The 24699-nt window shown below is 69.1% G+C and carries 22 protein-coding genes and 1 tRNA gene; 14 read left to right on the forward strand and 9 right to left on the reverse strand.

Translation table 11 applies throughout. From position 1 onward, the window contains the following. Positions 1-51 precede the first annotated feature (51 nt). Together AC1DMQ_RS09330 and AC1DMQ_RS09335 are read left to right on the forward strand one after the other, a co-directional pair. Positions 52-1542, forward strand: a complete 1491-nt coding sequence (locus AC1DMQ_RS09330) for a lytic transglycosylase domain-containing protein (RefSeq protein WP_477033281.1) — start codon at positions 52-54, stop codon at positions 1540-1542. Between the two features lie 89 nt (positions 1543-1631). Then, positions 1632-1913, forward strand: coding sequence for a hypothetical protein (locus AC1DMQ_RS09335; RefSeq protein ID WP_477033282.1), 282 nt, complete (start codon positions 1632-1634; stop codon positions 1911-1913). Between the two features lie 2 nt (positions 1914-1915). On the opposite strand, the gene AC1DMQ_RS09340 is transcribed toward AC1DMQ_RS09335, so the two are convergent. Then, on the reverse strand, positions 1916-2392 hold the full coding sequence (locus tag AC1DMQ_RS09340; protein WP_477033283.1) for a glycosyltransferase: 477 nt from the start codon (positions 2390-2392) through the stop codon (positions 1916-1918). Between the two features lie 74 nt (positions 2393-2466). Here AC1DMQ_RS09340 and AC1DMQ_RS09345 point away from each other — a divergent pair, with 74 nt between their 5' ends. Then, complete coding sequence (locus AC1DMQ_RS09345) at positions 2467-3123, forward strand: HAD-IA family hydrolase (RefSeq protein ID WP_477033284.1); 657 nt, start codon at positions 2467-2469, stop codon at positions 3121-3123. Here the strand turns inward: AC1DMQ_RS09345 and AC1DMQ_RS09350 are convergent. Next, complete coding sequence (locus tag AC1DMQ_RS09350; RefSeq protein WP_477033285.1) at positions 3120-4211, reverse strand: PA0069 family radical SAM protein; 1092 nt, start codon at positions 4209-4211, stop codon at positions 3120-3122. The two genes, AC1DMQ_RS09345 and AC1DMQ_RS09350, sit on opposite strands and share 4 nt — an antisense overlap. Before the next feature lie 332 nt (positions 4212-4543). On the opposite strand from AC1DMQ_RS09350, the gene AC1DMQ_RS09355 reads away from it, so the two are divergent. From AC1DMQ_RS09355 to AC1DMQ_RS09380, 6 genes are all read left to right on the forward strand, one after another. Then, positions 4544-5095, forward strand: coding sequence for a helix-turn-helix domain-containing protein (locus tag AC1DMQ_RS09355; RefSeq protein ID WP_477033286.1), 552 nt, complete (start codon positions 4544-4546; stop codon positions 5093-5095). Between the two features lie 77 nt (positions 5096-5172). Further along, positions 5173-6150, forward strand: coding sequence for a S1C family serine protease (locus tag AC1DMQ_RS09360; protein ID WP_477033287.1), 978 nt, complete (start codon positions 5173-5175; stop codon positions 6148-6150). 330 nt (positions 6151-6480) lie between these two features. After that, positions 6481-9759: a TonB-dependent receptor gene (locus AC1DMQ_RS09365; protein WP_477033288.1), complete on the forward strand. Its 3279-nt coding sequence runs from the start codon at positions 6481-6483 to the stop codon at positions 9757-9759. Positions 9760-9839: 80 nt separating this feature from the next. Next, a complete protein-coding gene (locus AC1DMQ_RS09370) occupies positions 9840-11372 on the forward strand; it encodes a tryptophan halogenase family protein (protein ID WP_477033289.1) in 1533 nt (510 codons plus the stop codon). 30 nt (positions 11373-11402) lie between these two features. Continuing rightward, positions 11403-12611 (forward strand): glycoside hydrolase family 27 protein, encoded by a 1209-nt coding sequence (locus AC1DMQ_RS09375; protein WP_477033290.1) that lies wholly within the window; start codon positions 11403-11405, stop codon positions 12609-12611. 87 nt (positions 12612-12698) lie between these two features. After that, the gene (locus tag AC1DMQ_RS09380; protein WP_477033291.1) at positions 12699-13244 is read left to right on the forward strand and encodes a hypothetical protein; all 546 of its coding nucleotides are present in this window, start codon (positions 12699-12701) and stop codon (positions 13242-13244) included. A gap of 39 nt (positions 13245-13283) precedes the next feature. Here the strand turns inward: AC1DMQ_RS09380 and AC1DMQ_RS09385 are convergent. The 3 genes from AC1DMQ_RS09385 to AC1DMQ_RS09395 all read right to left on the reverse strand — a co-directional run bounded on the left by AC1DMQ_RS09385 (position 13284) and on the right by AC1DMQ_RS09395 (position 15822). Beyond that, a tRNA-Cys gene (locus tag AC1DMQ_RS09385) sits at positions 13284-13357 on the reverse strand. Between the two features lie 88 nt (positions 13358-13445). Next, positions 13446-14552: a class I SAM-dependent methyltransferase gene (locus tag AC1DMQ_RS09390; protein WP_477033292.1), complete on the reverse strand. Its 1107-nt coding sequence runs from the start codon at positions 14550-14552 to the stop codon at positions 13446-13448. A gap of 43 nt (positions 14553-14595) precedes the next feature. Then, positions 14596-15822, reverse strand: coding sequence for a class I SAM-dependent RNA methyltransferase (locus tag AC1DMQ_RS09395; protein ID WP_477033293.1), 1227 nt, complete (start codon positions 15820-15822; stop codon positions 14596-14598). 259 nt (positions 15823-16081) lie between these two features. Between AC1DMQ_RS09395 and AC1DMQ_RS09400 the strand changes: the two genes are divergently transcribed. Continuing rightward, a complete protein-coding gene (locus tag AC1DMQ_RS09400) occupies positions 16082-16723 on the forward strand; it encodes a hypothetical protein (protein WP_477033294.1) in 642 nt (213 codons plus the stop codon). 67 nt (positions 16724-16790) lie between these two features. On the opposite strand, the gene AC1DMQ_RS09405 is transcribed toward AC1DMQ_RS09400, so the two are convergent. After that, positions 16791-17522 carry a TlyA family RNA methyltransferase gene (locus AC1DMQ_RS09405; RefSeq protein WP_477033295.1) on the reverse strand — a complete coding sequence of 244 codons (732 nt, stop codon included), beginning with the start codon at positions 17520-17522 and terminating at the stop codon, positions 16791-16793. A gap of 100 nt (positions 17523-17622) precedes the next feature. Here AC1DMQ_RS09405 and AC1DMQ_RS09410 point away from each other — a divergent pair, with 100 nt between their 5' ends. Next, positions 17623-19125, forward strand: a complete 1503-nt coding sequence (locus AC1DMQ_RS09410) for an amidase (protein WP_477033296.1) — start codon at positions 17623-17625, stop codon at positions 19123-19125. Here the strand turns inward: AC1DMQ_RS09410 and AC1DMQ_RS09415 are convergent. Both AC1DMQ_RS09415 and AC1DMQ_RS09420 read right to left on the reverse strand, forming a co-directional pair. Next, entirely contained in the window at positions 19122-19481 is a 360-nt protein-coding gene (locus AC1DMQ_RS09415; RefSeq protein ID WP_477033297.1) for a DUF1801 domain-containing protein, read from the reverse strand. The genes AC1DMQ_RS09410 and AC1DMQ_RS09415 overlap by 4 nt on opposite strands. Positions 19482-19508: 27 nt before the next feature. Then, positions 19509-21296, reverse strand: coding sequence for a class I adenylate-forming enzyme family protein (locus AC1DMQ_RS09420; RefSeq protein WP_477033298.1), 1788 nt, complete (start codon positions 21294-21296; stop codon positions 19509-19511). Between the two features lie 352 nt (positions 21297-21648). On the opposite strand from AC1DMQ_RS09420, the gene AC1DMQ_RS09425 reads away from it, so the two are divergent. From AC1DMQ_RS09425 to AC1DMQ_RS09435, 3 genes are all read left to right on the forward strand, one after another. Then, positions 21649-22878: a serine hydrolase domain-containing protein gene (locus tag AC1DMQ_RS09425; protein WP_477033299.1), complete on the forward strand. Its 1230-nt coding sequence runs from the start codon at positions 21649-21651 to the stop codon at positions 22876-22878. A 123-nt stretch (positions 22879-23001) separates the two neighbouring features. After that, complete coding sequence (locus AC1DMQ_RS09430) at positions 23002-23664, forward strand: hypothetical protein (protein WP_477033300.1); 663 nt, start codon at positions 23002-23004, stop codon at positions 23662-23664. A gap of 115 nt (positions 23665-23779) precedes the next feature. After that, on the forward strand, positions 23780-24145 hold the full coding sequence (locus tag AC1DMQ_RS09435) for a hypothetical protein (RefSeq protein WP_477033301.1): 366 nt from the start codon (positions 23780-23782) through the stop codon (positions 24143-24145). Between the two features lie 24 nt (positions 24146-24169). Here AC1DMQ_RS09435 and AC1DMQ_RS09440 read toward each other — a convergent pair whose 3' ends face one another. Continuing rightward, on the reverse strand, positions 24170-24634 hold the full coding sequence (locus AC1DMQ_RS09440; protein WP_477033302.1) for a hypothetical protein: 465 nt from the start codon (positions 24632-24634) through the stop codon (positions 24170-24172). Positions 24635-24699 lie beyond the last annotated feature (65 nt).

The following is a 24699-nucleotide window of genomic DNA, read 5'->3' on the forward strand; positions in this document are numbered from 1 at the left end:
GCCGTTTTCTCGGCCTTCGTGTTTTGCCTCGCGGTCGCTTTCAGCGTCCCCATGAGCGCCCGCGCCTCGGCGCTGGAGCCGCTGTCCGAGGCCGACGCCCGATTCTATCGCGCCGCCTTCGCCGCCGCCGACCACGGTGATTTCGACGCCGCCGAGGCCGCCGCGGCCAACGCCCGCGACCGCAGCCTGCGGGGCCGGCTGGAATTCTCCAAGATCATGCATCCGCGCGCCTATGCGGCCAGCTATGACGAGTTGACCGACTGGCTGGCGTCCTACGGCGACCAGGCCGGCGCGGACCGGGTCTACGCCCTGGCCGTCAAGCGCAAGCCAGCCCGCGTCGCCGCGCCGAAGATCCCGGCCCTGTTCGTGGCCGGCGCCAAGGGTCCCGCCCCCGCCGACAGGGCCCGCGCCGCCCGCGAAGCCTATTATTCCGGCGACGTGAAGAAGGCCCTGACCCTGGCCCAGGCCGCGGGCGAGCCCTGGATCGCCGGCCTCGCCGCTTTCCGCCTGCAGTCCTATGCCCAGGCCCGGACCTATTTCGAACGCGTCGCCGACGACGACAACCAGGACGAATGGCTGCGCTCGGCCGCCGCCTTCTGGGCCGCGCGCTCGGCGGCGTCCGGCGGCCAGGCCCGCGACGTCGAGGACCTGCTCAGCGCCGCCGCCCGCGCGCCCAACACCTTCTACGGCATGATCGCCGCCCGCCAGCTGGCCCTGTCCGGCCTGGCCCTGGCCCAGGACGACCCGATCGCCGCCCTGCTGACCAAGGTTTCCTACGACGGCCCGGACACCGCCTCGCTGGCCCGCCTGCTGACCGCCGATCCCCGCGCCCGCCGCGCCGCCGCCCTGGCCCAGATCGGCCGCTGGGCCGAGGCCGGCCAGGAGCTGCGCGCCGGCCTGTCCCTGGCCAGCGACGATCCCAAGGCCCGGGGCGACTGGACCGACCTGGCCCTGGCCCTGAACGAGAAGGCCCCGCTGAACGCCGGCCGCTCGGTCAAGCGCGTGGGCGGCGAGGACTATCCCCTGCCCCCGCTGGAACCCAAGGGCGGCTTCACGATCGACAAGGCCATGGTCTACGCCCTGGTGCGCCAGGAAAGCCGCTTCGACCCCTACGCCACCTCCGGCGCCGGCGCGGTGGGCCTGATGCAGCTGATGCCGATCGCCGCCGCCCGCGCCGCCGGCGACGACAAGCTGCTGGCCGACACCAGCCCCCTGCTCGACCCCAGCTTCAACCTGCGGGTCGGCCAGGACTATTTCACCTGGCTGATGGACCGGGGCCTGCAGAGCCCCGACCTGTTCCGCGCTGTGGCGGCCTACAACGGCGGCCCGGGCACCCTGATCAAGACCCAGCAGCAGCTGGGCGGCGCCGACTGCGATCCGCTGCTGCTGATCGAGAGCCTGCCGGCCCAGGAAACCCGCAACTACGTCGAAAAGGTCATGGCCTCGTACTGGACCTATCGCAAGCTGATGGGCGCCGAGACCCGCACCCTGGACGCCGTGGCCAGCGGCGCGCGGGTGATTGATTTCAGGTTGGATCAGTAAGCGGAGTGGCGGCCCCTACTGCTGGCTCCCTCAAGGATTCCGTTCAGTTTTGGTGGTTCCGCAATGGTGGAGGCGCGGGGCTGGTTCTGGTGGTGCTGGTTCTGCTTGCGCTTCTATTGCTAGCTCGACCAGTGGGGCGCTCAACGTCGCTGACCGGTGTGGTCACCGCGATCCATCTCGACGACAGAAAGAATCATCCCGCTTTCAACGCCTGGGTCGATATAGGCGGGAACCGAATTATCGTCGGTCTGTCCGCGAGCCATGAATGCGATATCGGCTCGCCGATCACGATCCTGAAAACGCGAACCATCTTCGGCTCGCGCTACATGGCGGCTAACGACTGTCACCCTCCACTGCCGCTGCGACGATAGGCTCAGACCTTCAGCCGCACGGCCCTTGGCTTCAGCCGCCCCAGCAGCGCCTTCAGCGGGTCGCCGCCGGGCTTGAAGCCACCGGCCGCCTCGACGGCTTCTCGCGACGCCAGGACCGCCAACGGCCGCCCGAACAGGCCCGGCGCGGCGATGAAGGCCGGCTTGCCACCGCCGCCCGCCAGGTGGGCCTCGACGGGCGTGCGCCAGGTTTCCGGCAGGACCAGGTCCTCGCCCAGCGCCAGGATCCAGGCGCTCCTGGCCGCCGCGCAGCCGGCCGCCAGCCGCGTCCCGGCGTCGCCCGCAGCCTGAACCACCCGCGCCCCGCTGTCCTCGGCGATGGCCAGGGTGGCGTCGGTCGAGCCGGCGTCGGCGAACACCACCGCCTTGACCAGGCCGTCTACGGCGGCCGGCACCAGCAGCGGCAGGACGTGGACCAGGCGCGCGGCGCTGTCGTGGGTGGGCAGGACGACGGTGATCATGGGTCCTGCTTCCGATCCGACGCGGCGCGGGTCAAGCCGAGACTTCGCCGGGCGAAGCATGGCATAGCCGGCCCATGACCCCAGACAAGACCTACGCCGCCTTCCTGTTCGACATGGACGGCACGGTGCTCGACTCCATCGCGGTGGCCGAACGGGTCTGGGGCGCCTGGGCGCTGCGTCACGGTCTGGACGTCGAGGCCTTCCTGCCGACCATCCACGGCGTGCGCGCCGAGGAGACGATCCGCCGCCAGAACCTGACGGACATCGATATCGCGCTGGAAACCGAGGCGATCCTGCGGGGCGAGCTCGGCGATGTGGAGGGCGTGATCCCGATCCCGGGCGCCGAGGCCTTCCTGCGCGCCCTGCCGGCCGATCGCTGGGCCGTCGTCACCTCCGCCCAGCGCGAACTGGCCTTGCGGCGCATGGCCGCCGCCGGCCTGCCCCTCCCCGCCGTGCTGATCACCGCCGAGGACGTCACGCGCGGCAAGCCCGCGCCGGACAGCTACGCCCTCGCCGCCCAGCGCCTGGGCGTCGCGGCCGACGCCTGCCTGGTCTTCGAGGACGCCCCCGCCGGCCTGCTGGCCGGCGAAGCGGCCGGAGCCGAGGTGGTCGTGATCACCGCCACGCACCGTGACCCGTTCGAAACCTCCCACCCCGTCCTCGCCGGCTACGAAGGCGTCCAGGTCGTGGTCGATCAGGACGGCCTGCGCCTGACGGTCGCTCCGGCCTAGAACAGGGAGAGCTGGTCGCCCGCCTTGGCCGGCACGGCGAACTGGGCCAGGTCCAGCGGGGGCAGCTTGTTGTCGAGCCCGAACCGGGTCCGCGCCAGGTGGAACCGCTGGCTCATCACCTGGGCCACGGGCCCCTCGCCGGTCATGCGCTTGCCCCATTCGGAGCTGTAGGCCGCGCCGCCCCGCATCTGGCGGACCAGCGACATCACCCGCTTGGCGCGGTCGGGATGCTCGGCCGCCAGCCATTCCTCGAACAGGTCCTTGATCTCCAGCGGCAGGCGTACGGCGACATAGCCCGCCGTGGTCGCCCCGGCCGCGGCGGCCGCTTCCAGCACCCCTTCCATCTCGTGGTCGTTCAGCGACGGGATGGACGGGGCGAACATCACCGTGGTCGGCACGCCGGCCGCCACGAGCTGGCGCACGGCGTCGATCCGGCGCTTGGGCGTGGCGGCGCGCGGCTCCATGCTGCGCGACAGGCGATGATCCAGGCTGGTGATCGACACCGCCGCCCGCGCCAGCCCCGCCTGGCCCATCGGCCCCAGGATGTCGAGATCGCGGGTGATCAGGTTCGACTTGGTGATGATCGTGAACGGGTGGCGGAACCGCTGGAGGGTCTCAAGCACCGCCCGCGTCACCCGCAGCTTGCGCTCGTCGGGCTGGTAGGGATCGGTGTCGCCGCCGATATGGATGACCTTGGGGACGTATTTCGGCTTGGACAGCTCGCGCTCCAGCAGCTTGCCGGCCTCGGGCTTGAAATAGATCTTCGTCTCGAAATCCAGGCCCGGCGAGTGGCCCAGATAGGCGTGGGCCGGCCGGGCGTAGCAGTAGATGCAGCCGTGGCTGCACCCCCGATAGGGATTGATCGAGCTCTCGAAGCCGACGTCCGGGCTGTCGTTGCGGGCGATGATGGTCCGCGACTTCATCGGCTGGACCGTGGTGGCGATCTGGGCCGGCTCCTCCTCCTCGCCCCAGCCGTCGTCGAAGGCCTCGCTGACCTGGGACTCGAAGCGGCCGGTGCGATTGGACTTGGCGCCGCGCCCCCGAACACTGGATGGCGGATGACCGGGAAGATTGGCGGGAGCGACCATGGGCCGATCATGAACCGCCGATGAGAACATTTCAAGAACACAAACATCGACAGCCAGCGACGCGGGATTCCGCCTCATGGTCCAGAATCGTCACCAACCACTCGAAAAACCCGCCCCGAAACCTCAAACCAGAGGTCAGACGTCTAGAAATTGGTCCCGACCGTCATAAAAATTGACAGTACACTGCCCACAACGCGAGCGTTCGAAGCTTGGCCATAGCCGAGCTCTACCAGATACCGTTGCGGTTGCGCATTGCCAATGCTAGCAAAATCGAAACTGGACCTGATACGAAGACCCGTTGACGGTTTCGGACGAGAGGTGGCGAGCTGGACATGACTTCCACGAACGCGAACTCGACCTCCTCCACCCTGCCCCGAGACCAGACCCTGATCCTGGCCCGCCTGGTCACCGCCGCCTCGCGCGCCTTCGATCGCGACCCGGACGAGGCGCGTGAACTGGTGCGGCGCGCCAGCCAGTTGCTGGAGGAAGAGGTCCAGCGCCTCACCCGCGACCAGCAGACGGGCAAGCTGGCGCCCTGGCAGGTGCGCACGGCGACCGACTTCATCGACCGCAACAGCGACCGCAACCTGCAGGTCCGGGACGTGGCCGCGGCGGTTCGCCTGAGCCCCAGCTACTTCTCGCACGCCTTCAAGGAAAGCTTCGGTCTGTCGGCCAAGAGCTACATCATCCAGCGGCGCATCGCCCGGGCCAAGCAGCTGATGCTGACCACCCGCGACAGCCTGGCCCAGATCGCCCTGGCCTGCGGCTTCTCCGATCAGGCCCACTTCTGCCGATCCTTCGGCGGGTTGGTGGGCCAGCCGCCCAGCCGCTGGCGTCGCAGCCACCTGGATCGCCCGACCGACGCCCCCGCCATGGCCGCCTGAATGCGCTCGTCTTTGCTCTTTTCCTCTTGTCCAAGGCGCACCGCGCACCAGATTTGAATCTCCTAGAGGAGATCGACTTGTCTTCACCGTTCCAAGGGCACGAGGTCGAAGCGCGGCTACGCCCCGCCGCCAGCGCCTATGCTTTCGACCTCGATCACACGCTGTCTTCGGTCGTCGCCTTGGAATCCCGGGTTCCGGCCGACGCCTTCACGGCGCGCATCCTCGGGACCGAGCGGTTGGGCAACGGCGTGGTGATCAGCGAGAACGGCCTGGTGCTGACCATGGCCTATCTGATCACCGAGGCCAGCGAAGTCGTCCTGACGCTCAACGACGGCAAGCGCGTGCAGGCCCACGTCCTGGGCTTCGACGGCCAGACCGGGCTGGGCCTGGTCCAGGCGCTGGAGCCCCTGGGCCTGCCGGCGCTGCGGATCGGCTCCTCGAAGGTCCTGGAGTCCGGCAGTCCGGTGGTCATCGCCGGGGCCGGCGGACGCGCGCACGCGGCCGCCGGACGGGTGCTGACCCGCATGCCGTTCGCCGGCTACTGGGAGTACCTGCTGGACGAGGCGATCATCACCGAACCGGCTCATCCGCATTGGAGCGGCGCGGCCCTGATCGGCCCCGAGGGCGAACTGGTCGGCGTCGGCTCGCTCAGCCTGTCGGGTCAGTCGCGCGACGGCCTGGCCAAGCCCATGAACATGTTCGTGCCCGCCGAGCTGCTGCCGCCGATCCTGGACGACCTGGCGCGCGGCCGCCCCGCCCATCCGCCCCGCCCCTGGCTGGGCGTGTTCGCCCAGGAGACCGAATCCCAGGTCATCCTGGTCGGCGTGTCGCCGGGCAGCCCCGCCGCCCGCGCCGAACTGCACGCCGGCGACCTGATCCTGGCCGTGGCCGGCGACGAGGTCTCCGACCTGACCGAGTTCTACACCGCCCTCTGGGACCAGGGACCGGCGGGCGTCACGGTCCCGCTGCGCATCCAGCGCGAGCACGACGTGTTCGAGGTCGAGATCCGCTCGGTCGACCGTAACGCGCTGCTGAAGAAGCCCAGGCTCAACTAGCCGGCTCGACCGCCTCCTCACGACCTGAAATCCGCCCCGCCTTCGCGAGGGCGCTAAACGCTTTCGGCCGCCCGACAGCGCCTGTCGGCGGCCGTTTGCGATCGCTCGAGAGACAGGCCGCGACCGCCGCCGCGCGGTCGTCCCGACCCGCCGCTCACGATTGTTGAATGTTGTGGCTTGTATGACAATTCGGGCCGGTTTAATAAAACAAGTTAATTAAAGTGTGTTCCCGGCAGCGCAGCGGCGACCCAGTGTCGACCACCGCGCCCAGGGTCAAAAAACACCGGGCGAGCACAGCCAAAGGCGTGCTGAAATTGGGAGAGGGAAAAAGTGAATAAGAAGAAGATGTTGCTGGTCTCGACCGCAACGGTGGCCTGGGCGTCCAGCCTGTTCGTGGCGGCGGCGCAGGCCCAGACCAGCGGGGGCGAAACCAAGGACTCCGCCGAACAGATTTCCGAAGTCGTCGTCGTGGGCCAACGCAAGGCCATCCAGACGGCGCAGGAACTGAAGAAGAATTCCGAACAGATCGTCGATTCGATCACCGCCGTGGACATCGGCGGCCTGCCAGACCGCTCGGTCACCGAGGCGCTGCAGCGCGTGCCCGGCGTGACCATCGGCCGGACCACCCAGCCCCGCGACGTCGACCGCCTCAACGCCGAAGGCTCCGGCATCCAGATCCGCGGCCTGACCTGGGTCCGCTCCGAGCTCAACGGACGCGACATCTTCTCCGCGCGCGGCGGCCGGGCCATCTCGTGGGAAGACGTGACGCCCGAGCTGTTCGCCGGCGTGGACGTCTACAAGAACCCGTCTGCCGACATCGTCGAAGGCGGTTTGGGCGGCACGGTGAACCTGCGCACGCGCATGCCGTTCGACCAGACCAAGCGCCAGCTGGCCTTCTCGGCGGACTACACGCGCGGCGACCTGCGCAAGGAAGGCACGCCGTCGGGCAGCCTGCTCTACAGCGACCGCTTCGACACCCCGGACGGCGGCGAGTTCGGCGTGCTGCTCAGCCTTTCGAGCTCGAAGCTGAAGACCGCGGTGAACACCATCGCCATCGACCCCTACGACGCCCACGGGGTCGGGGTCCAATCGTCCTATGACGGCGGAAGCACGTTCAACTTCAACGGCGACAACTCGATCGCCGGCCAGCCCCTGAGCCGCGTGTTCGTGCCGGTCGGCATCCAGTACCGCAACAACCTCCAGGACCGGAAGCGCGAGGGCTACTACGCGGCCTTCCAGTACCGGCCCAACGAGAACCTCGAGTTCTACACCACCCTCTTCCGCACCGAGGCCAAGCAGACCTTCCAGGACCGCTTCGCCCAGACCTCGGCCTGCTGCTCGGCGACCAACAACCAGTCGTTCGTGGTGGGACCGGCGGCCGGCACCACGTTCAAGTACGACGCTGACGGCAACTTCCTGAGCGGCCAGCTGGTCGACGGCGGCGGCGGCGGCAACGGCGTGGCCAACTCGTTCCTGCTGAACCTGGGCACCCGCTACGGAACCGTCGAGGACAACACCAACGACGTCTCGGCGGGCTTCACCTGGTCCAACGACCGATGGGTCGTGAACGGCGACCTGCAGTACGTCTATTCGCACCGTGAAGGTAAGGACCTGACGGTCTACAACACCATCACCCAGCCTGGCGGGTTCGGCCTGGACCTGACCGGCAAGCTGCCGAAGATCACCATGACGAACGCCACGGGCAATCCGTCGATCTTCAATCTCTACGCCGCGATGGACCACCTCGACGACAACGACGCCCGGGAATACGCGGGCAAGTTCGACGCCACCTACACCTTCGACGACGACTCGCTGATCAAGGACTTCAAGATCGGCGCCCGCGCCACCTCGCGCGACGCGACTTCGCGCGACGCGGGCTACAACTGGGCGCTCATCTCCGCGCCTTGGGCCACGCGGGTCACCGCCACGGCCGACAAGTACACCCAGCACCAGGAAACGGTGGCGTTCGACAACTTCTTCAAGGGCGACGTCGCCGTTCCCGGCCTGATCATGCCGGGGTTCGACCTGGCGCGCAGCACCTCGGGGCTGGCGACCTATCTGGACCAGGTGGTGTGGAACGGCCCCGTCCCCGGCGGCGGGCCGGCCTATAACGACGGCGAGTACGGCTATTACCCGCCGGGCGGCCCGAACGGCACGATCCCGTCCTGGGGCGCGGCCGGCGGAACCTACAGCCCGTTCAAGCAGGGCACCATGATGAGCTACATGCCCATCTGGGCGGCGCCGACCGGCAGCATCAACTACTGGCAGCCGCTCGACGGCGTGAACTCCAGCTACGCCAATTCCGGCGGCCGCGGCACCAACCGCCAGTGGGAGAAGACCGGCGCGATCTACGCCAAGGTCCGCTTCGGCGGCGACAACCTGCCCATGACCTGGGGCGGCGAGGCGATGAGCTGGGACGGCAACTTCGGCCTGCGGGTCGTCAAGTCCAAGGTGGACGGCCAGGGCTATGGGACGGTCGGCTATATCGACCCCGCCCAGAAGCGCTTCGCCTCGCCCGCCGCCCAGGCCAAGATCGACTTCGCCGACGGCCAGCCCTTCGCCTCGGTCGGCGGCAGCGACTACACCGACGTCCTGCCCAGCCTGAACCTGCGCCTGAAGGCCAAGCCCAACGTCTTCTTCCGGTTCGCCGCCTCGAAGAACATCGTCCGGCCCGACTTCTTCCAGCTGGACCCGTCGGTCTCGATGTCGGCCACCCTGCAGTCGCGCAACGCCACCGCGGCCGACAACATCATCAACCCGACGACCGGAACGCCCTACACCCAGGCCCAGCTGGACACGGCGGCGGCTGGCGGCCAGGCGGTGCAGTACCACACCGACGTCGCCTTTGGCTTCTACTCGGGCAATCCGAACCTCAAGCCGATGCGCGCCAACTCGTACGATGTGTCGGGCGAGTGGTACTTCCGCGGCGGCATGCTGTCGGCTGGTCTCTTCAAGAAGGACGTCTACGACTACATCCAGTCGACCCAGACCTTGATGACCATCACCAAGGACAACGGCGAGTCCGTCCAGGCGGTCGGAACCGTGCCCCAGAACATGGGCCACGGCGAAATCTACGGCGTCGAGCTGCAGTATCAGCAGTTCTACGACTTCCTGCCGGGCGCCTTCGGGGGCCTGGGCACGGAACTCAACGCGACGATCCTGGACAGCAAGGGCACCGCGAACGCCACCAGCAGCACCACCGACGCTTCGCAGATCAATGCTTCGAAGCTGGACCTGCCGCTGGAACAGTTGTCGCGCTACACCTACAACGCGACGCTTCTGTACAGCAAATACGGCATCGACGCCCGCCTGGCCTACAACTGGCGCTCGCGTTACCTGATGAGCGCCTCGGCCTCGAACCTGATGGTGCCGGTCTATGCCGAGGACTACGGCCAGTTGGACGGCTCGATCCTCTACTCGGTCACGCCGCAGGTGAAGGTGGGGATCCAGGCGGTCAACCTGCTCAACACCAAGTACGAGCTGGAGATGGACCAGCGGGATTCCTGGTTCCTCGGCACGCAGGGGAATTTCTCGGAGTCCCTGGTCCGCAAGCACAGCTGGACCGTGAGCGATCGCCGCGTGTCGTTCATCATCCGCGGGACTTTCTAGCCCCGGGCTGATCTTCTGGACCAAAGGCCCCGCCGGCTCGCCGCCGGCGGGGCCGACTTCCAACGACACAAGAAGGCGGCATGGGAAACCCTGGGAAAATCTCGCACCTGGTGATCGCCGGAGGCGGCACCGCCGGATGGATGGCCGCGGCCTTCTTCTCCAAGATCTTCCCGCCGCACCACATGCGGATCACCCTGGTGGAGTCCGCCGAGATCGGCACGATCGGCGTCGGCGAGGCCACGATCCCGCCGATCACCTTCTTCAACCAGGTGATCGGCGTCGACGAAGCCGACATGCTGTCGGCCACCCAGGGCAGCTTCAAGCTGGGCATCGAGTTCGTCGGCTGGCGCGAGCCCGACCACCGATACATCCACCCGTTCGGGTCCTTTGGCGGGCCGATCAACGGGGTGTCCTTCCACGCCTATTGGCTGAGGGCGCGCAAGCTCGGCTACCGGCCCGATCTGTCGGAGTTCTCGCTCAGCGCCCTGGCCGCCAAGGCCGGCCGCTTCGACTGGCGCGTGGACGACCCGCGCGATCCCCGCGCGGCCATGGCCCACGCCTACCATTTCGACGCCTCGCTCTACGCCAAGCTCCTGCGGCGCGTCGCCGAGGGCCGCGGGGTCAAGCGGCTGGAGCGGACCATCCGCGAGGTGAACCTCGATCCGCTGGACGGCGCGATCGCCTCGCTGCTGCTCGACGACGGTCAGCCCCTGGAGGGCGACTTCTTCATCGACTGCTCGGGCTTTCGGGCGCTGCTGATCGAGGGCGCACTGGGGGTCGGGCACGACGACTGGTCGGCGCTGCTGCCGGCCGACCGCGCGGTGGCCGTTCCGTCGACCCGGTACGAGGATCCCATCCCCTACACCCGCGCCACCGCCCTGGCCGCCGGCTGGCAGTGGCGCATCCCGCTGCAGCATCGCACCGGCAACGGCTATGTCTATTCCAGCCAGCACATCGGCGACGACCAGGCCGCCGAGACCCTGCTGGCCAACCTGGCGCGCGAGCACCCCGACAACAGGCCCGAGGCCGATCCGCGCTTCCTGAGGTTCAAGACCGGGCGGCGCAGGCAGTCGCGCTTCAAGAACTGCGCGGCCATCGGCCTGTCGAGCGGGTTTCTGGAGCCCCTGGAATCGACCTCGATCCACCTGATCCAGCATGGCCTGATCAAGCTGGCGGCCAGCTTCCCCCAGGCGAGGAACGACCCGGCGGCGGCGGACCTCTACAACCGGATCATGGGCGAGGAAATGGAGCAGATCCGCGACTTCCTCGTCTATCACTACCATGTCAACGGACGGGTCGGAGAGCCGTTCTGGGACCGCATGCGCCACATGCCGATCCCGGAGTCGCTGCGGGACAAGATCGAGCTGTTCCGCACCCGGGGCCTGACCATCTTCCCCGGCCAGACGATCTTCCAGGAGCCGAACTGGCTGGCGATCATGATGGGCCAGGGCGAAGAGCCGGAAGGCTACGACCCGCTGGCCGACCTGATGGACGACCGCACCCTGGCCGGAAACATCGAGCACGTCCGCGCGATCTGCCGTCAGGTCGTCGACCAGATGCCGCTCCACGCCCAGGTGCTGGAGCGCTACGCGAACAAGACCGTCACGGCCTGACAGGCCGACCGCCCCCGAGAGGAAACGTCCATGCCCACGCCGTTCAAGCACCTCGCCGCCTGCCTGATGACCAGCGCCCTGGCCCTGGCCGGCGCTCCGCTCGCCGTGGCCGCCGACAAGGATCCGCCGCCGCGCGTCGCCAACGGCCTGGCCCAGAAGCCGCCGATGGGCTGGAACAGCTGGAACAAGTTCGCCTGCAACATCGACGAACAGACCGTTCGCCGCATGGCCGACGCCATGGCCTCGAACGGCATGAAGGCGGCCGGCTACGAGTACATCGTGATCGACGACTGCTGGCACGGCGCCCGCGACGCCGGCGGCTTCATCACCTACGACGCCAAGCGGTTTCCCGGTGGGATCAAGGCGCTGTCCGACTACGTCCATTCCAAGGGCCTGAAGTTCGGCATCTATTCGGACGCCGGCCGGCTGACCTGCGGCGGACGGCCGGGCAGCCAGGGGCACGAGTTCCAGGACGCCAAGATCTATGCCGACTGGGGCGTGGACTACCTCAAATACGACTGGTGCTCGACCGGCACGCGCAACGCCGAGGAGGCCTACACCCTGATGGCCGACGCCCTGCGCGAGACCGGCCGCGACATCGTCTTCTCGATGTGCGAGTGGGGCACGGCCAAGCCCTGGCTATGGGCCCAGAACGTCGGCAACCTGTGGCGCACGACTGGCGACATCACCGACAAATGGGACGGCAAGCACGACTACGCCCTGGGCGTCCTGCGCATCGTCGACCTCAACGAGCCGCTCTACCCGTTCGCCGGCGCGGGCCACTGGAACGATCCGGACATGCTGGAGGTCGGCAACGGCGGCCTGACGACCACCGAGTACCAGTCGCACTTCAGCCTGTGGGCCCTGATGGCCGCCCCGCTGATCGCCGGCAACGACATCGCCAACATGGATGAGGCCACGCGCGCCATCCTCCTGAACAAGGAGGTCATCGCCGTGAACCAGGACGCGATGGGCGTGCAAGGCCGCCGCATCCGCGACGACGGCGACCTGGAGGTCTGGTCCAAGCCGCTGGCCGACGGCAGCCGCGCGGTGATCCTGTTCAATCGCAGCGCCGAGGGCCAGTCGATCGCCGTGAACTGGACCGAACTCGGCTACCCCGCCAGCCTGTCGGCCGAAGTCCGCGACCTCTGGGCCAAGAAGGGCCTGGGCAAGATGAAGGGCCGCTTCGCCGCGTCCGTGCCCTCGCACGGCGTGGTGATGGTCAGGATCGCGCCCTAGACGGCGTCTAGGGGCTGGGAATGAGGTCGGGGGCCGGGCATGACGTTATAGTTCTGTCCTCCAGGCGCACCGAAGGGTCCTAAGTCCATGCCCAGCATCGTCCGGCGCCCCGAGCGCTCTGGCGAAGTCTTCTCCCGGCGTGAGGTGGCCCTGCTGGCCGACCTGCCTCAGAGCGTGGCCGACCGCGCGATGGCGGGGCGGGTCCTCGTGGCGGACGCCGACCGGGCCCGCCACCCTGCCCTGCGCCTGCTCCCCGAGTTCGCCGCGCCGTTCGTGGCCGTCATGGGCGGGCTGAAACTGCCCCTGGCCGCTCCCGTCCGCCGCAAGCTCGCCCTGACCCTGGCGCAGCTCGACCTCAAGGCCTTGTCCGAGGCGCGGTTCGAGATCGAGCGCGGGGTTTGGCTGGATTTGTCGTTGCTGGCCTATCCCGCCGCCAGGCGCGCGCGACGCTATCTCGAGATCTGCGGCCAGGCCCTGGACACCCGCGCCGGCTCGGCCCAGGCCTGGGTGGCTCCGCTGGGCATCCTGCTGGTCGACTTCCTCGCCGCCCCGGTCACCGGCGGACTCGATTCGGAAACCCTCTGGGCCCTGACGCTGTACGGCCTGGCGCATGGGATCGGTCCGGGCGGCTGACGCCGCCGGCGTCTCGAAAGCACCGATAGGCTGAAGAAATGGAGGCCCGGCCCGGAATCGAACCGGGGTGCACGGATTTGCAATCCGCTGCGTCACCACTCCGCCACCGGGCCATCCGGGTCAACGCAAAGAAGCGTCGGCGAAGAGGTCGGTTCGAATACAGGAGCCCGCCGCGCTAGGCAATGGCCATGAGCCGGTTGGTCACAGGGTCTTTTCGAGCAGCAGCGCCTTGGTCAGGAAGGCCTGGTCCTGTCCGGCCACGCTTAGCCCCGCCGCGCCGAACAGGGCCGGCAGGTCGGCCTGGGCGTAGGTTGAATAATACGGCTCGTGGAAATAGGCCGGAAAGGCCTCCAACAGCCGCGACAGGTCGGGCTCGTCGGCGGGCTGCACGGAATCGGCGAAGGCCAACACGCCGCCGGGCTTGAGCACACGGGCGATCTCGGCGACCACCACCGGACGCACGCGCGGCGGCAGCTCGTGGAACAGGTAGACGCAGGTCACGGCGTCCAGGCTGGCGTCGGCGAACGGCAGGGCCTCGGCGTTGGCCTGCACCCCGCCCCGGCCCGAACGGCTGCGGGCGGCGGCCAGATAGGCCCGCGACAGGTCCAGTCCCCCGATGGCGGCGCGGGGAAAGGCCGCGTCCAGGTCGCCGAGGAACGCGCCCGAACCGCAGGCCAGGTCGAGCACCTTCAGCCCCCGCTGGTCCTTGCCGCGCCAGTGGCGGGCCAGCAGCGACAGGGCCCGGCGGCGCATGGCCCCGGCCGCGCCGGAGAACAGCGCCTCGACCTGGGCCTCGTAGCGGCGGGCGCTGGCGTCGGTGAACCAGCCTCCCGACTGATAGTGGAAGTTCTGCCGGTAGTAGTTGGGATAGCCTTCGCTCTCGGGCTCATCCCGCACCTCGACGCCGTCGCCCCGGCGGCGGCGCTGGTCGACGGCCCGGGCGTCGGCGATGACGTCCAGCGCTTCGCGGAAGGCGTCCGCGGGATTGCGCGGGCCGTCCCCGGTCGGCGGATAAAGGCCGGCCGCGACGTCGGCGGCGTCCTTGTCGAAGGCGGTCAGATAGGCCTTGCGCAACCGGGCGGCCGAGACCGGCGGGCCCTGGGGTTCGAACCGGGTCTTGGCCGCGCCGCGGGTGGGCTGGGCAAGGGCGCGGGTCACGCCGCCGGCGGCGGTCCACCAGGCGGCCTTGACGGCGGCCTTGGCCCGCTGGCTGGCCCCGTCGAACGCGAAGGCGCCGCGCCCCTTGGGGCCCAGTCCCTTGGGAATCTCTTCCCGGGGCTCGCCCGACTTGCCCGATCGCTCGTCCATGGCCGTCTCCAAGGACGGTCCGCCTTTCGAAAGAGGCGTCGTCCTACCGCGAAAACACTCCGACCAGCTCAATATGCGGCGACCACAGGAACTGGTCCACCGGCAACACCCGCTCCAGGCGGAAGCCGGCGTCGGTCAGCAGCTTGGCGTCGCGGGCGAAGGTCGCCGGATTGCACGATACGCCGACCACGCGGGCCACCTTGGACTTGGCGATCTCGACGTGCTGCTCGTAGGCCCCGGCCCGGGGCGGATCGAGCACGGCCACGTCGATCTTGTTCAGCTCGGTCGACAGCATCGGCCGGCGGGTCAGGTCGCGCGCCTCGGCGGTGATCGCCTTCAGGCCGTTAGCCGTACCGACCGCGCCTTTCAGGGCGGCGATGGCGAGGGCCGAGCTGTCGGCGGCATGCACCCCGCCGATCTCGGCCAGACGGAAGGTGAAGGTGCCCACGCCGCTGAACAGGTCGACGATGCGCGAGGCGCCCTGGGCCGCCTCGACCGCGAACTCGACCATGGCCTTCTCGGCCTGGGGCACGGCCTGCAGGAAGCTGCCGGCCGGCAGCGAGACGACGGCAGGGCCCAGCTTCACCATCGGTTGGCGGGCCATGTAGATCATCTCGCCGGCCATGGTGACCCGGGCGAAATCATGCTCGCCGGCAATCATCGCGGCGCGCACCCGGGCGTCGGCCGACAGGCCGCCGCTCTTGGCCTCGACGCCGGTGATGTCGATGTCCAGACCCGTGGCGGTCAGGGTGACGTGCAGGGTCGGGGCCGACTTGGGGTGTTCCAGGAACGGCGCGGCCAGGCGGGCCAGGGCCGGAAAGGCCGCGACCAGCTTGGGATGGGTGACCGGGCATTCCTCGATCTTCACCAGGTTCCAGGAGCGGCGCTCCTTGAAACCCAGGCGCGCCCCGCCCTTGCCGCCCCGGGCGTGCAGGGCGACGCGGCGGCGCGAGGCCGGCGGCGAGGCGAAGGTCGGCAGGACCTCGGTCTCCAACCCTTCGCGGGCCAGCTGGAACTGGATCTGCTCGCGCTTCCAATCCAGGTACGGCTGGGCGTCCCAGTGCTGGAAGGCGCAACCGCCGCAGACGCCGAAGTGCCGGCACGGCGGGATCACGCGATCGGCGCTGGGCTCCAGCACCTCGACCAGTTCGCCGCGATTGCCGGCCATCTCGGCGGTGATGAGCTCGCCGGGCAGGGTCAGGGGGACGAAAGAGCCCTCGGCGATGCCGTCGCCCTGGGCGCCGACCGCCTGGATCCTCAGTTCACGCATAAATAGTCCAATTCGTCTGGCGGAACCTTCACCGGGCGCCGGCCATTTCTGGTGATGATTTTCAAGGGGCGCGAGGCCCGCCATGCCCGCGCCATCATCGACGCAGACAAGATTTCGGACGCTCATAGCGCATTCGAAGCGAATGCGCGTGAACGAAGATGAACGGGTCGCTCAACAGCCGTTCATGAAGAGCTTGGCAAGTTGGGTCGGTAAGGCGGGTCGCGGTGAATCTCCGGGCCCGGTCGGAGGAGTTTCTTTCATGATGTTCAAGACCGTTCTCGGCGTCGCCGCCGCGGCCGCCCTCGCCGGCGCGCTGGCCCCGACGATGGCCTCGGCCCAAGCCTATGGCGCCTACGGCAACGCCGGCGCCTATGGCGGTGGCGGCAACTATGACAACAACGGCTACTACTACGATCCCTGCCGCCGCAGCACGACGCAGCGCGGCACGGGCGGCGGCTTGGCCGGGGCCGGCATCGGCGCGGCGATCGGCAGCGGCGTGGCCGCCAAGGGCGCCCGCACCGAAGGCGCCGTGCTCGGCGGCCTGCTGGGCGCGATCGCCGGTTCGGCCATCGGCCGCAACTCGGCCGCCTGCGCGCCGGGCGCCAATCCGCCCCCGCCTCCCCCGCCCGCCTACAATCAGGGCGCCTATAACGAGCCCGCCGACCGCGGCTACGACGATCGCGGCCGCTACGAGGACAGCCGCTATGGCGACCGTCGCGACGGCTACACCTACGAGTCCGAGCGCTCCTACAGCGTGACCGACAGCAGAACCGCCGGTGGGGCCGACGCCGCCGGCTGCACCCTGGCCGAAAGCCCGATCTATCTGCCCGACGGCCGCACCCAGAAGCGCTTCGTCCGCGTCTGCCCGGACGCCTCGGGCCGCTACCAGGTCGTCGACTAACCGACCCGATTTCTCATTCGATCTTCCTGGGGCCGCCGGCGTTCGCGCCGGCGGCCTTTTTCTTGGGCTAATTCTTGACCGCCCAGAGCAGGTGCTCGACCTGGCCGTCGCCGCCGGTGATCGGGCTGGGCGCCACGGCCTTCACGGTCCAGCCCGACGCCTCGACGAAGGCGCGCACCGAGGCGATGCAGTCGTCGATGATCGCCGGGTCCTTGACCAGGCCGCCCTTCCCCACCCGGTCGCGGCCGGCCTCGAACTGCGGCTTGATCAGGCTGACCAGGTCCGCGCCCGGCTCGGCCAGGTCCAGGGCCACGGGCAGGCACTTCTCCACCGAGATGAAGCTGACGTCGCTGACGACCAGGCTCGGCGCCTCGTCCAGGTGACCTTCGTCCAGCACCCGGGCGTCGACGCCCGAGCGGTCGACCACGCGCGGATCGGCGGCGATGCGGGGATGCAGCTGCTCACGGCCGACGTCGACGGCGTACACCTTGGCCGCGCCCTTAGACAGCAGCACCTCGGTGAAGCCCCCGGTCGAGGCCCCGACGTCCAGGGCGATCTTGCCCTCGACCACGATCGGCCATAGCTCCAGGGCGTGGACCAGTTTCAGGGCTCCGCGTCCCACCCAGGGGAAGGCGGCGACGCCTTCCAGCACGGCGGTCTGCTCGAGCTCCTGCGAGGGTTTGGTGATCACCTTGCCGTCGGCCTTGACGGTTCCGGCCTCGATGGCGGCCCGGGCCTTGGCCCGGCTGTCGAACAGGCCGGTCTCGACCAGCAGTACGTCGGCGCGTTTGCGTTTCATCCGGGGGCTGTAGCACGACTTGCGGAGCCGGCGCCCTTGGGTTCACAGTGAACACTGATCACCGACGCGCTCCAGACGTCGGACCCAGAGGGGGAAACTCATGATGTCCAGACGCCAGGGCCTGGTGGCCGGCGCCGCCGCGATCGCCGCCGCCGCCGCTTCCGAGGCCGCCGCCAAGCCGGCCGCATCCTCCGCCCCCTGGACGCCCGACGCCGTCGAGATCGCCGGCCGCATCCGCCGCAAGGAGGTCAGCGCGCTGGAGGTGACGGAAAAGGCCGTGCGCGACGCCGAGGCGCTGCAGCCCAGGCTGGGCTTCCTGGTCACCCCCGACTTCGACCGCGCCATCGACAAGGCCAAGCGCCTGGACGCGGGCACGTCCCCGCTGGCCGGCCCGTTCGCGGGCGTGCCGTTCCTGGTCAAGGACCTGGACGACTATGTCGGCCTGCCCACCTACAGCGGCTCGCGCGCCATGCTGCGCAATCCGCCGGCCAAGACCCAAGACGGCTATGTCGACTGTTTCGACAAGGCCGGGCTGATCGTCATCGGCAAGTCGTCGACACCGGAATACGGCTTCCTGCCGACCACCGAACCGGTGGGCTTCCCGCCGACCCGCAACCCCTGGAACCCCGCCCATTCCAGCGGCGGCTCGTCCGGCGGCGCGGCGGCGGCGACGGCGGCCGGGGTCACGGCCTTCGCCCACGCCAGCGACGGCGGCGGCTCGATCCGCATCCCGGCCTCCAACTGCGGCCTGTTCGGCCTGAAGCCCTCGCGCGGCCGGATGGTGCTGGGCCGTCCGGCGCAGCGCGGGGTCGACCTGTCGGTCTATCACTGCGTCAGCCACAGCGTCCGCGACAGCGCCACCCTGCTGGCGGCGACCGAGCGTCAGGGGTCCGAGGCGATCCTGCCGCCGATCGGCGTGGTGACGAGTCCCGACAAGCGACGGCTGCGGGTCGGGCTGGTGGTCGAGACCATGCTCGGCGCCCAACCCCATCCCGAAGTGCGCGCCGCCACCGAGAACGCCGCCAAGCTGATGGAGTCGCTGGGCCACAAGGTCGAGACGACGAAGTGGCCGGTGGACGGCGCCGCCTACGCCCAGGACTTTCTCGCCTTGTGGGCCAGCGGCGCCGCCGAGCTGGTCGACGCGGTCGGCAAGGCGATCGGTCGCAAGCCGGACGACAGCCTGCTGGAGCCCTTCACCCTGGCCATGGCCGAACTGGTCGGCCAGATGCCGGCGGGCGGCCTGCAAAAGGCCGTCGCTGACCTGAACGCGGCGGGCCAGGCCTATGACCGTTGGTTCGACCGCTACGACGTGATCGTCTCGCCCGTCCTGGGCCTGCCGCCGGCCCCGCTGGGCTGGGTGTCGGGGACGGTCGACATCCCCCACCTGACCGAGCGCCTGAACGCCTATGTGGGCTACACCACGCTGCACAACGTGGCCGGGGCGGCGTCGATGAGCGTGCCCCTGCACTGGACCGCCGACGGCCTGCCGGTGGGCGTGCAGTTCGCTGGAAGGGTCGGGGCGGAGAAGACGCTGCTCCAGCTCGCCTACGAACTGGAAGCGGCCCAGCCCTGGGCTTGGCGGAAACCGCCGGTGAGTGTCTAGGCTTCGTTCCTGGCGCGCACGTCCCGCAGGATGTCGCGCACCAGGTCGAAGTCGATGGCGCCCGGCTTGCGGTAGCGGATGCAGCCCTTGCCGCAGTCGGCGGCGCCCGCCAGGCGGTCGGCGAACTTGGTCACGGCCGTCTCGCCGGCATAGAAGGCCACGTACTGCTTCTGATTGTTGAAGCAGATCACCGGCGGACCCGGCGGGCCGTAGCCGGGCATGCCGTAGGTCATGCCCTCGCCCCAGCCGGCCAGTTCCTCGCGGCACAGCTGGCGAAGGCGCTCGAGAGCGGGCCGGCGATCGTCGCCGACCTCGGCCATGAAGGCGTCGACGCTCACCGCTTTCGACTGGACCATCGCCGCCTCCTGACCATGGGCGTTCGCCTATCCCTCGACGAACACCTTCTTCAGCTCGTTCTTCATGATCTTGCCATTGGCGTTGCGTGGCAAGGTCTCGGGCCAGAACACCACCTTCACCGGCACCTTGAAGGCGGCCAGGCGGTCGGCGACGAAGGCCCGCAGCTCGGCCTCGTCGGCGTGGGCGTCGGGCTTCAGGGTGACGACGGCGGCCGGTTCCTCGCCCAGGGTCTTGTGCGGGATGCCGACCAGGGCCGCGTCCATCACCGCCGGGTGGTCGTAGAGGACGTTCTCGACCTCGATGCAGTAGATGTTCTCGCCGCCGCGGATCAGCATGTCCTTGGCCCGGTCGATGATGTAGCAGAAGCCCTCTTCATCGAGACGCGCCAGGTCGCCGGTGCGCACCCAGCCGTCGATGAAGGTCTGGGCGGTGGCCTCGGGCTTGTTCCAGTAGCCCTTCACCACCTGCGGGCCCTTGCACCACAGCTCGCCGACCTCGCCGATCGGCAGCTCCTTGTAGGGAGCCTCCAACGTCATGATCTTCAGGTCGGTGACCGGCACGGCCGGGCCGCAGCTGTCGGGACGGTTCTCGTAGTCTTCGGCCGAGTTGCTGGTGGCGGTGGCCGAGGTCTCGGTCATGCCCCAACCGTTGCCCGGCAGCGACTTGGGCCAGATCTCCTTGATCTTGCGCACCAGCTCCGGCGCCGAGGGCGCGCCGCCATAGGCCACGGTCTCCAGCGACGACAGGTCGTAGTTGGGGCGGCTGGGATGCTCGATGATCTGCCAGGCGATGGTCGGCACGCCGCCCATCTGGGTCAGCCTTTCGTCCTGGATCAGTTGCATGGCCTTTTCCGGATCCCATTTGCGGATCATGGCCAGCTTGGCCCCGCCGAACAGCGAGGGGTTCATCACCGCGAAACAGCCTGTGGCGTGGAAGAACGGCACCGAGATCAGCGAGCCCTTCTGCGGCAGGCTGGGATCGGGCTGGGGCGGCGCCTCGCCGCGCCGCAGGAAGCTGCGGGCCCCGGCGGCCGCGGCGGCGAAGATGTTGCTGTTGACGGCGCGATGCGTCGCCAACGCGCCCTTGGGTTTGCCCGTGGTGCCTGACGTGTAGAAGATCGTCGCGTCGTCCTCCGGGCCCAGCTCGACGGTCGACAGCGGCTTCTCGTCCAGCTTGATCCAGTCGTTGGGACAGCCGATCACCGCCTCCATCCGCTTCACGTACGGGTGGGCGATGTCCTCCTTGGAGCGGCTGACATAGACCCGCTTCAGCTCGGGGCAGTTGTCGAAATGCTCCTTGAGACGCTCGTAGCGCTCGACGTCCATGATCGCCACCGAAGCGCCGCTGTCGACCAGGCCGTATTCCAGCTCCTGGCCGGTCCACCAGGCGTTCAGCGGCGTCAGGATCGCGCCGATCGACAGGCCCGCATAGAAAGCCACCGGCCATTCGGGCAGGTTGCGCATGATCACGGCGACCCGGTCGCCCTTCTTGACCCCGGCCGCTTCCAGCTCGGCGGCGAACACGGTCGCGGCGCGGTAGAAGGCCTCGAAGCTGACCCGCTCGTCCTCATGGACCAGATAGATCCTGTCGCCGTGCGCGCGGCCCACCAGCAGGGTGTCGCGCAGGGTCGGCGGGCAGTTCTTCCACACCCGGGTCTTCACGCCCCGGATGTCGATCTCCTCCATCTCGCCGGGCGAGCCGGGAGCCGTGATCATGGCGTAGGCCTGTTGCACCGACATGGCGGGCCAGGGGATGGCGGGGGTGATCGGAGCGGCGGTGGGCGCGCCAGTGGTCGCGGAAGCGGCCTGGGTCATCGTTACTCTCCCGGTATGTGGTCGCGCCTTTGTTCGACGGGCACGTTCACGCAAGGAAAAGCACAGCCGACGACGCGATGCAAACATCCGTTCGAACATAAGGGAACAATGATAAGTTAGATGCGTGGATTGCATCGCCGGGGTGGACGGCGGCTCGCGCACTTGCCCCCTACGGGTCGCTTCGCGACCGTCTTCCCCCATAGGGGGAGAGGAATGGCGCATTGCGTCCTCCGCCCCCTACGGGGGCGGACAGACCGCGAAGCGGTCAGGTGGGGGAAGTGGTGAGCGACCGCAAGCTTGCCCCCTCCCCGGTATCGCCCTACCTCAGAACTCGAAACAGGGAGTCGCCCTCATGCGTCCGTGGATCTCGAGCCTCGCCGTCGCCGCCGCCCTGGCCCTGGCTGTTCCCAGCCTGGCCGCCCCGCCGTCGGTTCCTGTCGCCGCCGCGCCAGACGCCGCCCTCGCCGCCCGGCTCGACAAGGTGGTCGACGCCGCCGTCGCCGAGCAGCGGCTGGTAGGGACGGTGGTGCTGGTCGCCCGCGACGGCAAGGTCGTCTACCACCGCGCGGCGGGCCTGGCCGACCGCGAGGCGGGCCGTCCGATGCGCGAGGACGCGGTCTTCCGGTTCTCGTCGGTGACCAAGCCGTTCGTCAGCGTCGCGGTCATGAAGCTGGTCGAGGACGGCACGCTGCGGCTGGACGATCCGGTGACCAAGTGGCTGCCGGACTTCAAGCCGAAGCTGGCCGACGGGACCACGCCGGTCATCACCCTGCGCCAGCTGCTGAACCACACCAGCGGCCTGACCTACGGCCTGGCCGAGAAGCCGTCGCACCCTTACCACCAGCTCGGCGTTTCGGACGGCATCGACAATTCGGGCCTGACCCTGGACGAGAACATGCGCCGCCTGGGCCAGGCGCCCCTCGCCTTCCCGCCCGGCTCGACCTGGCGCTATTCGCTGGCCATCGACGTGCTGGGTTCGGTGGTCGAGAAAGCGACGGGCAAGCCCCTGCCCCAGGTCGTGGCCGAGAGCGTAACCCGGCCCCTGGGCCTGACCGACGCCGGCTTCGTCGCCCGCGACCCGGCCCGCCTGACCGCCGCCTATTTCAACGCCCAGCCCGCGCCCAAGCGGATGACCGACAATCTGGACGTCTCGCTGGGCGCCGGCGCCGTGCGTTTCGCGCCCAGCCGGGCCACCGACAAGACCGCCTTCCCGTCCGGCGGCGCGGGCATGGTCGGCACGGCCGGCGACGTCCTGGCGCTGCTGGAGACCGTCCGCCAGGGCGGCGCGCCGATCCTAAAGGCCTCGACCGCGGCCGAGATGATGAAGGACCAGGCCGGCGTCCAGGCGGCGACCCAGGGCCCAGGCTGGGGCTTCGGCTATGGCTGGGCGGTGCTGGACGACCCCGCCGTCGCCAAGACCCCGCAAGGCGCCGGCACGCTGGCCTGGGGCGGCGTCTACGGCCACAACTGGTTCGTGGATCCCAAGAACCGCCTGACGGTGGTGATCATGACCAACACCGCGTTCGAGGGCATGAACGGGCCTTTCACGACCCAGGTGCGCGACGCCGTCTACGGGCGGTGAGGGTCCGACGCGAGACGCTTTCGCTGGAGCCTGATCGGGCCTATCTTGAAGGAGTTGCGACGCCTGCCGCGCCGACAACATGGCCGTCGGCCGCATGACCCTCGGCCTCGCGGAGAGGTCCAGATGAAAATCCTTCTGACAGCGCTCGCGTCCGTCTGCCTGCTGGCGGTTCCCCTGCTGGCCGCGCCGTCGTCGGCCGAGGCGCAATCGCGCGGCGGCCGAGGGGGCGGCGGTGGTCATCACGGCGGCGGCGGCCACGGTGGCGGCGGCTACCATGGCGGAGGCGGCGGCCATGGTGGAGGCGGTTATCACGGCGGCTATGGCGGTTACCGCCATGGAGGCTACGGCTACGCGGGCTACGGCCATCGCGGCTATGGCTACGGTTATGGCGGCTACTGGGGATATGCCGGCGGCGTCGGGCTCGGTCTGGCCTTGGGGTCGGCCTATTCCTATCCGTACGGATACGGGTGGGGCGCCTATCCCGGCTACTACGGCTATCCGAGCTACTACGCCGCCCCGACCGTGGTCATCGAGCGCTCCGAGACCGTCTACGACGATCGCGACGAGGGCCCTCCGCCGGCTTATGGCGACAGGCCCGCCGCGCAAGGCGACGCCCCGTCGGCGGCCTGCGGCTCATGGGCATGGGATGGGGCAAACCGCCAGTACTACTGGATGCCTTGCTCATCCTCGCCCCCGGCCCCGACCCCGCCCCAGTCGCAGTCGCAGTCGCAGTCGCAGTCCTCGCCTCCCTCTCCATCCTGGCGTCCGCCGCCCGAAAGCCGCTGAGCGAACCGCGTTCAACCCTCGACCCATTTTGACCGCATCATCGTCCCGCCGACGCCCCAAAGTCGCGTCAGCCTAACGGAACGTCGGGGGACGTTTCGATTAGATGGGAAACCGCATGCGTTCATTTCTGACCCTCGGCGCCGCCACGATCGCGCTCGCCATCGCCGCCCCCGCCCTGGCGCAGACCACCGCCCCGGCGGCTCCCGCTCAAGATCCGGCCGCCGCGGCGGCCACCACGCCGGCTCCGGCCGCCCCCGCCGCGCCCGTGACGGCCGGCCAGCCGGTCAAGGACAACACCGGCGTGGTCATCGGCTCGGTCGCCGAGGTCAAGCCCGACGCCACCGGCAAGTCGATGGCCACCATCAAGATGGACGACAAGACCTTCGCCGTGGCCGTCAACAACCTGGCTGTCCAGGACGGCGCCACCCTGATCAACGCCAGCAAGGCCGAGATCGAGGGCATGCTGGGCGTGAAGAAGTAACCGAAGGCCGAGCGCCGTCCTGTCCTAGGGGGAGGACGGCGCCGGTTCGGCCGCGCCGCCCAGCTTGGCCAGCCCGCTGACGCAGGCGGCGCGCTCCAGGAACGGCCCGCCGCGCCCGACCAGCACCAGATAGGTCTCGTCCTTGTCGGGCTTGTAGCCGACGATCTGACCGTCATCGATCCAGGTCATGAACCACCGCCCCGTGACGGGCTTGGGCGGCTTTCCCTTGAGGGCGAGCGTCGGGCGAACGCGAAAGCTGCCGTTGACGGTGACGATCATCGCGCCGCCGCCGCCGGTCGTCCGCCCCGTCCGGACGCTGGAGACCTGGCCCAGCCAAGCCGTTTCCGCGTGGTCGAGCAGTCGTGACACGTCGGCGAGCCGGCCGCCGTCGCAATCGGACGAGAGGTCCATCGCCGTCGCGCGCGTCGCGATCAGCGCCCCCGTCATGGTCAGCGCCGCCGCGATCCATCCTGCCTTTGAACGCGCCAATTCGTCCCCCCGCGATCAGGCTTCACCCGAAGAGGGTGAACCCAAACCGCGAGGACCACAATCGA

The organism is Caulobacter sp. 05L422, assembly GCF_056397765.1.